Raw genomic sequence first — 12856 nt, 5'->3', positions numbered from 1 at the left:
TTAGAGCATCACACGGGTCTTAAAAGCATGTCAGCCATCAAGCTTGCCATCGTCGGCGTCGGCAAAATCGTTCGCGACCAGCATCTTCCAGCCATTGCCGCCAATGCGGATTTCGACCTCATTGCGACAGCTAGCCGCCACGGTACGGTCGAAGGCGTGCCCTCTTACCACACGATCGAGGAATTGATCGCAGCCGTACCTGACGTCACAGCCGTGTCGCTCTGCATGCCGCCGCAATATCGTTACGAGGCTGCCTATGCGGCGCTCAACGCTGGAAAGCATGTCTTCCTCGAAAAGCCACCGGGCGCAACCCTTTCAGAAGTACAGGATCTGGTTCGCCTAGCAGACTCAAAGGGCCTTTCGCTCTTTGCCAGCTGGCATTCGCGTTATGCGCCCGCCGTCGAAGCAGCAAAGAGCTTCCTGGCCTCCACCAAGATCAACAGCGTTCACGTCATCTGGAAGGAAGATGTGCGCCACTGGCACCCGAACCAGGAATGGATCTGGCAGGCCGGCGGTCTCGGTGTCTTCGACCCCGGCATCAATGCGCTGTCGATCATTACCCATATCCTGCCGCGCGCGCTGTTCATCACCAAGGCAACGCTGGAATTCCCGGAAAATCGTGACGCGCCGATTGCAGCCGACATTCATTTCTCCGACGTGACGAAGGTGCCGGTTCATGCCGAATTCGACTGGCGCCAGACTGGCAAGCAGAGCTGGGATATTATCGCCGAGACAGAGGCAGGCCAGATGGTACTGTCCGAAGGTGGGGCAAAACTCTCCATCAATGGCGAATTGAAATTCGCCGAGCCTGAGCGTGAATACCCTGCCCTTTACGAGCGATTTGCCGAGATCATCAAGGCGAAGACGTCCGATGTCGATCTTGCCCCGCTGACTCACGTCGCCGATGCATTCCTGCTCGGTCGTCACAAGTTCGTGGATTCCTTCTACGACTGATCACAAGGTCATCGACAGATTTTGCTGATAAACAAATGGCCGGGAAGACCCGGCCATTTTCATTGATGCGATCTTCTCAACGAGACGGCTGAGTGTCAGCGGCCAATGGCCTTGCGCCATGCGGCGAAGGCCGTCTGATGCTCATCCTTGGTGCAGGGGTAAAGGCCGATGATCGTCTCACCCGCCTTGACGCGCTCCACGACGAAATCCTCATAAGCCGTCATTTCGACCGCCTCGTTGGCCACTTCGTCGGCAATGCCGGCGGGGATAACAATCACGCAATCTGCATCGCCGACGATGATGTCGCCAGGAAAGACCGGCGCGTCACCGCAGCCGATGGGGCCGTTGATCTCGATCGCCTCATGCTTGGTGAGGTTTGTCGGGCTGGATGGACGGGTGTGATAAGCCGGGATATCCAACTCGGCAATGGTTGCCGCATCGCGGAAGCCGCCATCGGAGACGATACCGGCACCGCCCCGCACCATCAGGCGGGTGACGAGAATGTCGCCGGCAGAAGCAGCACTCGCATCCTTGCGGCTATCCATGACCAGCACGTGACCGGGAGGGCAGGTCTCGATTGCCACGCGCTGCGGATGGGCGGGGTTGCGGAACTCGACCAGCTGGTTACGGTCTTCGCGCGCCGGCATGTAGCGCAGGGTAAAGGCCGGGCCCACCATGTTCTTGCCCTTGTAGCCAAGCGGGCGAACCCCCTGAATGACTTGGTTGCGCAGGCCGCGCTTGTAAAGCGCTGTGGCCAGCGTCGCGACGGAAATCGTCGATAGTTTCTCGCGGGTTTCGCTGTTCATGGTTGTGTCCTCGTCGTGATAGATAAAGGCATTTCACGCCTTGTGAATGGGTTCATCGATGAAGATGCCACCCTGATATTTTGCGATGGCCGCTTGCGGATCAGGCCGCGGCACGATCCGTTCGATTTCCTCACGGAAGCGCGCGGCATTGTCGCGGCGCTCCCAGCCGAGAAAATCTACATGGGAATTGTCCCACCAGGAATCGTCGTTGGCAGACACGCCCCAGATGATGGGGCAACCAAGCTTTCCCACGCGGAAGACCGCCTCGATCAGCGAGACGAAATCGTCATGGCTGAGCCAGGTGGAAAGCATTCGCCAATCCATTGGCTTTTCGGTACAGGAACCGATGCGGACAATCGCCGTCTCCTGACAGAACTTGGAGTGATAGAGGCTCGCCATCGCCTCGCCGAAAATCTTCGACACGCCGTAAAGACCATCGGGCAAGAAGGGCATCTCCGGGGTCAGTTGCGTGCCCTGGGGATAATAGCCAATCGTGTGATTGGTGGAGGCGAAGAGGATGCGTGGCTTTCCGTTGGCTCGCGCCGCTTCATAGAGATTGTAGACTCCACGTAGATTGGCGTCTTCGATCGGATCATAGGCCTTCTCAACCGAAATGCCGCCCAGGTGAACGATGCCATCGCAATCTTTCACCAGATCATGGACAGCGTGAGCGTCCTCCAGCGCACAGCGCATTACTTCCTCATGCGGCCCGGCCGGTGCGGCAATCTCAACCACATCCGACAGGCGGACGATTTCGGCAACATGACCGAGGCGCCCGCGCAGCATTCTGCCCAGCTGGCCGCCCGCACCTGTGATCAGCAAACGCTTCATCATCGACCCAATCCTTTAAAAGATATCCGGCTCGCCAGCGCTGCGGCCGAAATCCGTCTGGAGAAAATCGAAGTCGCAGCCCTTGTCGGCCTGGGTCACGTGCTTGGCGAAAAGATAGCCGTAGCCACGCTCGTAGCGAGGCGCCGATGGCTGCCATGCGGCGCGGCGGCTGGCGATCTCCTCTTCACTGACCAGCATGTCGAGGCGACGCGCCGGCAGATCGAGGCGAACGATGTCGCCGGTTTTCAACAGTGCCAGCGGACCGCCGACAAAACTCTCCGGCGCGACATGCAGCACGCAGGCCCCATAGGAGGTGCCGGACATACGCGCGTCGGAGATGCGCACCATGTCACGGTGGCCCTTCTTGATCAGGGCCTTGGGGATCGGCAGCATTCCCCATTCCGGAAAGCCCGGTCCGCCGAGCGGGCCTGCATTGCGCAACACCAGAACGTGATCGGGGGTGACATCGAGATTCTCATCGTCGATCGCGGCCTTCATGTCGGGGTAGCTGTCGAAGACAAGCGCCGGACCTTCATGGACATGGAATTTGGGATCGCTGGCCGCAGGCTTGATCACGGCACCATCCGGGCAGAGATTACCGCGCAAAACGGCAAGAGAGCCTTCGGCATAGACCGGGTTGTCGAGCGAGCGGATGACGTCGTCATTATAGACTTTGGCGCCTTCCAGGTTTTCACCCATGCTCCGCCCAGTGACCGTCAGCACCGAACAATCGAGGCGGCTTTCCAGCTGCTTCATCAGCGCGCGAAGGCCGCCGGCGTAATAAAAATCCTCCATCAGATAGTCCTTGCCCGAAGGACGGACATTGGCAATCAACGGGGTGACGCGACCGAGTGCATCCAGCTCGTCCAGCGTCATGGGTACGCCTGCGCGGCGGGCCATGGCGATCAGGTGCACGACGGCATTCGTGGAGCACCCGGTTGCCATGGCAACGATCGCCGCATTGCGGAAGGCCGCTGGGCTCAAGATGCGGTCAGGCGTCAGATTCTCGTCAACCATCTCGACGATGCGGCGACCGCAAGCGGCGGACATGCGCTGATGACCTGAGTCGACGGCAGGGATCGATGAGGCACCGGGCAGTGTCAGACCGAGAGCATCGGTGATCGCCGTCATGGTGGAGGCTGTGCCCATGGTCATGCATACCCCGGCGGAGCGCGCGATACCGCCCTGAACGCCGCGCCACTCCTCATCGGTCACGTTGCCTGCGCGCCGCTCGTCCCAGTATTTCCAGGCGTCGGAGCCGGAGCCGAGCGTCTTCCCGGCATAGTTGCCGCTCAACATCGGACCTGCGGGCAAATAGATCATCGGCACGCCAGCGGAGATGGCTCCCAGCACGAGGCCGGGTGTCGTCTTGTCGCAGCCACCCATCAACACCACGCCATCGAGAGGATGGGAACGGATCATCTCTTCCGTCTCCATCGCCAGCATGTTGCGGTAGAGCATGGAGGTTGGCTTGGTGAAGCTCTCATCGACGGAGAGCGACGGCATCTCGACGGGAAAGCCACCGGCCTGGAGCACGCCGCGCTTCACATCCTTTACACGTTCTGGAAAATGCGAATGACAGGTGTTGAGCTCCGACCAGGTGTTGAGAATGCCAATGACCGGCTTGCCGGCAAAATCCTCTTCGGAGTAGCCGAGCTGCATCATGCGGGAGCGGTGACCAAAGCTGCGCAGATCGTCGGGCGCGAACCAACGAGCGGAACGGAGTTTTTTCTCAGTCATGTCAAACATCCTGCCTGAGCGTCAGCCCGCTCGTCGTATCGAAAAGATGAACGTGTTCGATTGGTGCCGACATGCGGATCACTTCTCCAGGGGAGACCGAAGTCTGACCGGATAGGTGTAGCGTCACAGGCGTACCATCGCCCAGATTACCGTAGAGATAGGATTCGCCGCCCAGTTGCTCGGCTGTGCGTACCGACATTGTGAGCGAGCCCTCGCTGCCGTGCTTCACATGGTTAGGACGAATACCAAGTGTCACTTTCTGGCCGGGCGCATAGCCAAAGCCGGTCTGCGGCAGCGGAATGAGTTCACCCGTCGCGATCTTCAGCTGCGGTGTCGGCCCAGAGATCACCTCACCGGCGAAGAAATTCATTTTCGGCGAGCCGATAAAACCGGCGACGAAGAGGTTGGCTGGGCGATTATAAAGATCGAGCGGGACGCCAAACTGCTCGAGCTTGCCAGCGCGCAGAACAGCAATCTTGTCAGCCATGGTCATGGCTTCGACCTGATCGTGAGTCACGTAGATCATGGTGTTGCCAAGCCGCTTGTGCAGGGCGGAGATTTCACCGCGCATATCGACGCGCAGTTCAGCGTCAAGGTTGGACAGCGGTTCATCGAAGAGAAAAACGCGCGGTTCGCGCACCACGGCGCGACCGATCGCAACACGCTGGCGCTGGCCACCCGAGAGATCCTTGGGACGGCGCTCCAGCAACTGATCGATCTGCAGCATCTTGGACACCTGGGCGATCTTTTCGACGATCTCCTTTTTTGGCGTGCCGATATTTTCCAAACCAAAGGAGAGATTTTCGCGCACCGTCATATGTGGATAAAGCGCATATGACTGAAACACCATGGCAAGACCGCGGTCTGCCGCCGGCACGGTGTTGACGACATCGCCGCCGATGACGATATCGCCGCCGCTCAAGGCTTCCAGGCCGGAAATCATGCGCAGAAGCGTCGACTTGCCACAGCCGGAAGGCCCAACGAACACGCAGAATTCGCCATGCTTGATATCGAGATCGATCCCCTTGATCACATCCAGCGCGCCATATGTCTTTTTGACCTGACGAAGCTCAATACTTGCCATTGTCGTGTCTCCTCCCGAAGCTTATTTGCCGCCTGTCGACGCAATGCCGGTGGCGATGTATTTTTGCAGGAACATGAAGACCAGCGCGATCGGAGCGAGCGTCAGCACGGTCATGGCAAGCAGATTGCTCCATTCCGTCGTCATCTCTCCCTGGAAGGAATTGAGCGCCAGTTGCAGTGTAAAGTTGTCGTTGCGGGTCAATACGATGAGCGGCCATAGGAAGTCGTTCCAGCGCCACATGACCGCAAGGATTGCCAGAACCGCAAGGGCCGGAGCAGAGAGCGGCAGGATGATGCGCCAATAGATTTTCCATTCGCTCGCCTTGTCCATGCGTGCCGCATCGAGAATCTCATCCGGAATGGTCAGCATATATTGGCGCAGCAGGAACACGCCTGTCGGTGTCGCCGCCCCCGGAATGATGACGCCCCACAGACTGTTGATCATGCCAAGCTGGCTGGTGATGAGAAAGAGCGGCACGAGCACGACCGTCTGCGGGATCATCAAGGTACCGACGACCATCGCCAATACAGCACCCCTGCCCTTGAACTGGTATTTCGACAGGGCAAACGCCGCCATAGAGTTGACGATCAGCATGATCACGGTCGATGTCACGGTGATGAAGACCGAGTTCCAGAAGTAGAGTGGGAAGTTGAAACGCTGGAAAAGCTCCGTGTAGTTTTCCGTCGCCAGCGATACACGCTCTGCCGGCTTCAGCTCGTTGAACGGCATCTTCACGACTTCTGCCGGTTTCGCCGGGTCGATGACCTGCGCGACAAGCCCGATACGGCGGATCATGCCGTAGGTCTTGCCGTCCTTATCGGTATAGGCGGGCAGCGGTGCTGCCTGCCCGTCCACCACAAGGGTCTCCTGCGTATAGGGCAAAAGGCGTGGCGGAAAGCGCTGGAGATCAGCTTCCGTCTTGAAGGAAGAGAGGACAAGCCAAACCACTGGGCCGAACATCAGTATCACAGCGAGACCAAGATAGGCGTAGGATAGCCAGTCGGTCCAATGCAGCTTGCCATTGCGACCGCGTGTGCGGGTCAGAAATGCAACGATCCTAGCCATCGACCTTGCTCCTGTTTGCCCGGAATTGCAGCGCAGTCAGCACCACGAGAACGACGGCGAGAAGCAGCGAAGCTGCAGCTGCAAGGCCGAAGTTGCGGGGCGTGCCGGCAAAACCGGTCTGATAGATGTATTGAATGATGAAGGTCGTCGCAGAGCCTGGACCGCCGCCAGTGAAGGCGAAGATTTCGTCGAAGGTCTGGACGCCCTTGATCAGCGATAGAACCAGAACCACTAGCATCGTCGGCGCCAGAAGCGGCATGGTGATGCGGCGGAAGATGCGCCAAGGGTTGGCCTTGTCGAGTTCGGCTGCCTCGTAAACGTCACGCGGGATCGCCTGCAATCCGGCAAGCAGGATCAGCGTGTAGAAGCCCATATGCGCCCAGACCGAGAGGAAGACGGACCAGCCGAAGGCAAGGTTTGCTTCCAGAAGCCAATCTACCGAACTCAGACCCATGGATTCCATCGCGGCGTTCAGCACGCCGAAGCGCTGCAAGATCCACTTCCAGATCAGCGCCACGACGACGGGCGACAAAAGAACAGGGAAGAAGAACACGGCGCGGAAAAAACCACGGGCGCGGATATCGCGGTTGAGAATGATGGCGGTTATCAGCGAGAATCCGACCATGAAGCCCACCTGAAGCACGACGAAGAACAGCGTGTTCCACACCGAGCGCCAGAAGAGATCCTGCTGACAGGAATTGGGATCGAGATAATTGCCGCAGGACATCAGCGCGGAGAAATTCCCACCACCGACGAAAGGCCGATCGGCAAGCATGATCTGCTCGGTGCCGGTCACCGAATAGGCGACGTTCAGCAGGATCGGCAGAAACGCGAAGATGGCGAAGAGGATTAGGTTGGGGGTGAGAAACACCCAGGCAATCCGTCGATGTCCGAGAACCTTCTGCAAGAAGGAGAACGGCAGTTCGACAATGCCCATCACTGGCGCAATCAATTTATACATGGGGCTCCTCCTTCGATCCGGCGCGGCGCGGTATCGGCCGCGCCGGAAGGCGTTGGATCACTTCGCCTGCTTCAACATTTCCTCAACGTCCGTCTTGGCGCGGGCCATGGCTTCATCGACAGTGAGCTCACCGACGATGGCCTGGGTGACGCGCTGGACAGAGATGTTGAACATGGCGCGATTGTTCTTGTAGCCCTGATAGGTATAGGCAATCGGGCTGATGCCGGGAATCTGATCGAGCCAGGCATTCATGGCCTTCTGCGTCGAAGGGGTCGCGCCGGTATAGGTCACGCCCTTGTCCGCGACTGACTTCTTGGCCGGAACGTTGCGGGTACGCACCGTGAAGTCGAGGTAATTTTCGTCTTCAGCCAGGAAGTTCAGAATATCGGCAACAATCTTCGGGTTCTTGGTCTGCTTGAAGCCGACGATGCCGGTCCCACCAGGCATGCCGGTGCAGGCTGCACCACCGCAAGGCTGCGGAACAACTTCCCAGTCGAAGGCGTCGCCCACCTGACTGTCGAAGCGTGCTGTCTGCCAGCTGCCGGAATAGTAGTAAGCGAGCTGGCCGTTGATGAATTCCTGACCGGCGTCGCGATAGGTATTGCCCCCTTGGCCTGCCCAGACGTCACGCGCCATGGTGCCGTCCTTGTTCCACTCGACGAACTTCTTCACGAATGTCGTAAAGCCTTCATCGACCAAGATCGGTTTGCCTTCCGCGTCAAAAATCTTGGCGCCGTAGGAAATGGCCGGACCGGCGATACGGTGGCCGGAACGGTCGATCGCCATCGGGTAAGGCGTGCTGGTGGCCTTGGCAACGGCAGTCGCAGCCTTTGCCCAATCATCCATCGTCGCGTCCTTGCCGGGCACGGCAACATTGGCCTGATCGAAGAGCGTGCGGTTGATGAAGGCGCCAGTGATGGTCAGCTGGGTATGCATGCCGTAGATACCCTTGTCGTCAGGGCCGCTGCGATACCATTTTAGCACGTTGGAGAAATTGTCTTCCCAGTTCTTCGCGTCCACGTAGGGCGTCAGATCGAGATAATAGCGGTTGAGGCCGCCAAGGTCGGTGACGGTTGCGAAGTCAGGGCCGCTACCACCGGCGAGCTGAACCGGCAGACCTTCCAACAGTGCCTTGTAGGGCACGACGTCGGTGACGATCTTCACATCCGGATGCTGCTTTTCGTAGCGCGCGAGAATGTCCTTCAGGATTTCGCAGCCATTGCCATCATAGGCGCAGGTGAAGCGGACTTCCTGCGCGGCCTGAGCGCCACCGGCGAAAGACGCCGTCCCCAGGGCTAACGCTGCAAATGCGATCTTGTGTTGACTGATCATCTGGTTTCCTCCCGTTAGATGATTATGCTTTAGAGCGTCGTGCTTCCTTTGGGCCGCATGACGCTCTACTGCTTTGAGTCCACGCATCGTGGTTTCTGAAAAATCGATTCCGGTTTTCAGGCCGATGCGTTGGCGTCTACCGGCCGTGGAGCCCAACCCTTGATCCACTCACCTTCCGCCGCCTCTGCCAGCCGCACGGGCCTGCCCTCCCGCGCCGAGCGATAGATGGCTGTCACCAGTTCGATGGATTGCAGACCGTCATTGACGGTGACTTCCTTACCCCCGCGCCCCTCCATGGCGTCGGCGATGGCCTCGACGAAACCGGTGAAACCGTTTTCGCCTTCGCCGACTGTGGCAAGAACCGCATCGATCTGATCTTGGGTCGTTGGTGCGCGTGCTATGAAGCGCCACTTGTCCTCTGCCGGGCGGTAGGGCAGCGAACCGCTTTCGGCAGTAAAGCCTTCAAAGCAGAAGCGCAGACGCGATGTATCTTCCGCCGCACCGAGCGTCACCGAACTGGTGGCCAGCGCGCCGTTCTTCATGCGGAAGCTCAAGGCTGCGCAGTCTTCCGTCTCGATCGTGTTGACGCGCGTATCGGCCATGGTGAAAACTTCCTCGACCGGACCCAGCACGTGGCAGATCAAGTCATGCGCATGGATCGCGTGACCGAGGATCGCGCCGCCGCATTCGCCTTTCCACGTGCCACGCCAAGGGATGTCATAATAGCCCTTGCCGCGGTTCCAGTGTACTTCCGAGCTTGCAACATAGGCCTTGCCGGCAAGGCCGGCATCGATCAGCGCGCAAAGCTGACGCATCGCCGGGCCGAAACGATATTGGAAGACCGGGAAGATGCTGCGGCCTGTCGTCTTGACGGAGTCGAGAAGCGCATTCGCCTCTTCCAGCGAGCGGACCAGCGGCTTTTCGCAGACCACGTCCTTGCCGGCGGCGTGCGCCTTCAGCGTGATCGGAAAATGTAAGTGCGGCGGCAGGCAGACGTCGATCAGATGAATGCTCTCATCCGCCAGAACCTCGTCCAGATCCGCCGTAACGTGGATAGACGTGCCATAAGCAGCACCGCGCGCGCGCTCCACATCGAGATCGCAGATCGCCTTGACGGTGAAGCGCTCGGGTAGAGCGAGATACCCCTTCAGATGCTCGGCACCGATACCGGCGCCAACAATGGCGACGCCAATCATGCCTTTGCTCCTTCGGCCTTGGCTTGCGCCTGAAGCGACAGTTCGCAGACCTTGAAGACGTGTTCATGCGTCATCGCCGTTTCGGTGCGATTGCGAATGTCGTCGCATACGCGTCCGAAATATGGGAGGCCGGCGTCGGAGGCATCGATATAGTCGCAGCGATCGCCGTTGACGAGAATGAGACGGTCGGTGCCTTCGCTGTTACCGATATCGACATATTTGCGCAGCTCGATATAGCCCTCGGTGCCGAGGATCGTCAGGCGGCCGTCACCCCAGGTCGGCAGCGCATCCGGCGTATACCAGTCGACGCGGATGTAGCCGTGGCCCTTGTCACCGCGCAGCAGCACTTCGCCGAAGTCCTGCAGGCCCGGATCGCCTGGGTTCGCGTAGTTTGCGACGGTCGCGGACACGACTTCCACCTCGGTGGAGCCGGTGAAGAACATGAACTGGTCGATCTGGTGGCTGGCAATATCGGTGATGATGCCGCCATAGGCTTCGCGCTCGAAGAACCACGTCGGACGAATCTGACGGTTCAGACGGTGCGGGCCCATGCCGATGGTCTGGATGACGCGACCGATGGCGCCGGCGGCGACCAATTCGGCAGCCTTGGTGACACTTGGCACTTCGAAGCGCTCGGAAAAATCGACGGTCCAGATGCGATTGGTTTTCTTCACTGTCTGACGGATGCGCTCGAGTTGCTCGAATGTAGTGCAGCCCGGCTTGTCGGTCATGACATCCTTGCCAGCTTCCATCGAAGCGACGGCAAGGTCTGCGCGCTTGGAGGGGATATCGGCGATCACGACGAGATCAATGCTGTCATCTGCAAGAAGCGCTTCCTTCGTGGCCGCACGCGGCACGTCGGGGAAACGCTTGACGAAGCCTTCGACTACGTCAGGCTCGCCTTCCGTCCACCAGCCGACAAACTCAGCGCCGGCATCCATCAGGTTCTGTGCCATGCCAAAAATGTGGCGGTGCTCTATGCCGAGAGCCACAAACTTGATTGCTTTAGTCATCGTTGCAGTTCCACTTCCTTGCCGGTTTCGGCCGAGTTGATGATCGCGTCGATCAGTCCGTGAGATAAAAGAGCCGCTTCACCCGTCACGACCGGCGGGCGCGCTTCGTTGAGGGCGTCTGCGAAATCCTGGAACACGCCCTGATGCCATTCATGCGTGAAGGCCATTGGATCGGCGCCGCCGCCGGTGCCAGCGGCTGCGCCGCCAAATATTTCCTGTCGTCCATCGCGCCAGTCGAGATGCAGCAGACCGGAAGCGAGCCGGAGGCTGGCGTTATCGAAATGCAGGAGGATCGATTCCGCCGAACCTGGAAAGCTCGCGGTGCTCGCAACCAGCGAACCAACCGCGCCGCTTACAAAGCGAAGGCCCGCAGAAACGTAATCTTCCGTTTCCATCCGGTGGAAACGGGTCGTCGCCGCCATGGCCTGAACGCGGGATACGGGACCCGTCAGGCTCAGCGCAAGATCGATGGTATGAATGGCCTGAGAAATCAGAACACCGCCGCCGTCACGCGCCAGAGTACCGCGACCGGGCTCGTCGTAATAGGATTGGGCGCGCCACCATGGCACGGAAATCTCGCAGAGACCGAGCTCCCCAAGCGTTCCGCCTTCAACGAGCTCGCGCGCCTTCTGCGACGCAGCCCGCATGCGGTGCTGGAAGATGATACCGAGCGTGATGCCGGCATCACGGCAAAGCCGTACCAGATGCTCAGCCTCGTCCGTGTTACGGGCAACTGGCTTTTCCATGAGGATGTGCTTGCCGGCGCGTGCGAAGACTTCGACAATATCCAGGCGCGCATTCGGTGGCGTCGCGATAATGGCAAAATCCACATCCCGGTCAGCAGCCGCCTCGCCGACCGACGAGTAGACTTTAACGTCATAGCCCGCGCTCTCAGTGGCCTCTTCAGCCAGCGCTTTAGCGCGACCGGAACCGCTATCGACAATACCCTTCAGCCTGATTTTGTCAGAACTTCCTGCACAGGCTAGCACATGCGTCTTCGCCACCATTCCGGCGCCGATTATGACGCAGGTCTTGATATTCTGCATTTTAGGGAGCCTCCCTTCCCATTGCGGCATAATTTGCATACCGGTATGCCGGTTGTCAACTCACTTGTGTTCCGGTATACCGGTTAAAAATCGCTGGAGTGAAAATGCCCAAAATTCCGATGACAAGCGGCTCTGTCCCGACCATGGAGAGGCTGGATCTGAACCGCCCCGTGGTGGATCAGATCTACTCCGCACTGAAGTCCGCCATCCTGTCGCGTGAGCTTTTCCCGGGTCAGGCCGTATCCGAAAACGAGATTGGCCAGTCCTTCAATTCAAGCCGCACGCCGGTGCGCGAGGCATTAAGCCGCCTTAGAGACGACGGTTTGATCGTCACGCTTCCCAGCCGTGGCACCTACGTCTCCAAACTTTCGGAAAAGAATATCCGCAGCTCGCAGTTCATCCGCGAGGCGCTTGAGGTCGCAGCCGTCGAGAAGCTGTGCCACATCGGGCTGTCAGCCGAGGCGGAGCAAGAGATCGAGCATGCGCTGAACGGTCAACGCAAAGCGATGCAACGCGGCGATCGCAAGGCGTTTCGTATGCATGACGATCAGTTTCATAGCGCACTTGCGGCAGCCACAGGCATGGAGAGGCTTGAAACGCTGCTGATCCGCGAAAAGGCAGGCCTTGATCGCCTGCGTGCTCTCGCCATTACCGACGAGGCGCATATGGCCGGGTTGCTGAGCGAGCACGAGGCTGTCTATGGAGCGGTCCAGGACGGCAATGGAGCGCTTGCGGCAGAGGAATTGCGCAAACATCTGCGACGCGTGCTCGGCATTCTGGCGCAGGTCTTTGCCAACCATCAGGACTATTTCGAGTAAGCCTGCGCCG

General features: G+C 59.2%; 12 protein-coding genes. 2 read left to right on the top strand and 10 right to left on the bottom strand.

The features are described from left to right. Window positions 1–27: 27 nt before the first annotated feature. On the top strand, window positions 28–954 hold the full coding sequence (locus QZ869_RS08995; RefSeq protein ID WP_296104128.1) for a Gfo/Idh/MocA family oxidoreductase: 927 nt from the start codon (window positions 28–30) through the stop codon (window positions 952–954). 95 nt (window positions 955–1049) lie between these two features. Here QZ869_RS08995 and QZ869_RS08990 read toward each other — a convergent pair whose 3' ends face one another. From QZ869_RS08990 to QZ869_RS08945, 10 genes are all read right to left on the bottom strand, one after another. Next, a complete protein-coding gene (locus QZ869_RS08990; RefSeq protein ID WP_296104125.1) occupies window positions 1050–1760 on the bottom strand; it encodes a ribonuclease activity regulator RraA in 711 nt (236 codons plus the stop codon). Window positions 1761–1793: 33 nt separating this feature from the next. Next, the gene (locus QZ869_RS08985) at window positions 1794–2594 is read right to left on the bottom strand and encodes an NAD(P)-dependent oxidoreductase (RefSeq protein ID WP_296104122.1); all 801 of its coding nucleotides are present in this window, start codon (window positions 2592–2594) and stop codon (window positions 1794–1796) included. Window positions 2595–2606: 12 nt separating this feature from the next. Continuing rightward, window positions 2607–4331, bottom strand: a complete 1725-nt coding sequence (gene araD, locus QZ869_RS08980; protein ID WP_296104120.1) for an L-arabinonate dehydratase — start codon at window positions 4329–4331, stop codon at window positions 2607–2609. 1 nt (window position 4332) lies between these two features. Then, on the bottom strand, window positions 4333–5415 hold the full coding sequence (locus tag QZ869_RS08975; RefSeq protein WP_296075090.1) for an ABC transporter ATP-binding protein: 1083 nt from the start codon (window positions 5413–5415) through the stop codon (window positions 4333–4335). A gap of 21 nt (window positions 5416–5436) precedes the next feature. Further along, window positions 5437–6480, bottom strand: coding sequence for a carbohydrate ABC transporter permease (locus QZ869_RS08970; protein ID WP_296104116.1), 1044 nt, complete (start codon window positions 6478–6480; stop codon window positions 5437–5439). After that, window positions 6473–7441, bottom strand: a complete 969-nt coding sequence (locus tag QZ869_RS08965) for a carbohydrate ABC transporter permease (RefSeq protein ID WP_296100962.1) — start codon at window positions 7439–7441, stop codon at window positions 6473–6475. The genes QZ869_RS08970 and QZ869_RS08965 overlap by 8 nt, the downstream gene beginning before the upstream one ends. A 57-nt stretch (window positions 7442–7498) precedes the next feature. After that, a complete protein-coding gene (locus QZ869_RS08960) occupies window positions 7499–8773 on the bottom strand; it encodes an ABC transporter substrate-binding protein (RefSeq protein ID WP_296104113.1) in 1275 nt (424 codons plus the stop codon). 116 nt (window positions 8774–8889) lie between these two features. Next, on the bottom strand, window positions 8890–9969 hold the full coding sequence (locus QZ869_RS08955; protein ID WP_296104111.1) for a Gfo/Idh/MocA family oxidoreductase: 1080 nt from the start codon (window positions 9967–9969) through the stop codon (window positions 8890–8892). After that, window positions 9966–10982, bottom strand: coding sequence for a Gfo/Idh/MocA family oxidoreductase (locus QZ869_RS08950; protein ID WP_296104109.1), 1017 nt, complete (start codon window positions 10980–10982; stop codon window positions 9966–9968). Before QZ869_RS08950 ends, QZ869_RS08955 begins: the two co-directional genes overlap by 4 nt. After that, window positions 10979–12028 carry a Gfo/Idh/MocA family oxidoreductase gene (locus QZ869_RS08945; RefSeq protein WP_296104106.1) on the bottom strand — a complete coding sequence of 350 codons (1050 nt, stop codon included), beginning with the start codon at window positions 12026–12028 and terminating at the stop codon, window positions 10979–10981. Before QZ869_RS08945 ends, QZ869_RS08950 begins: the two co-directional genes overlap by 4 nt. 104 nt (window positions 12029–12132) lie before the next feature. Between QZ869_RS08945 and QZ869_RS08940 the strand changes: the two genes are divergently transcribed. After that, the gene (locus QZ869_RS08940; protein ID WP_296104105.1) at window positions 12133–12846 is read left to right on the top strand and encodes a GntR family transcriptional regulator; all 714 of its coding nucleotides are present in this window, start codon (window positions 12133–12135) and stop codon (window positions 12844–12846) included. Window positions 12847–12856 lie beyond the last annotated feature (10 nt).

The sequence above is a fragment of the uncultured Agrobacterium sp. genome (genome assembly GCF_913777885.1).
GTDB lineage: Bacteria > Pseudomonadota > Alphaproteobacteria > Rhizobiales > Rhizobiaceae > Agrobacterium.
This window is presented reverse-complemented; position numbering and strand designations above follow the sequence as displayed.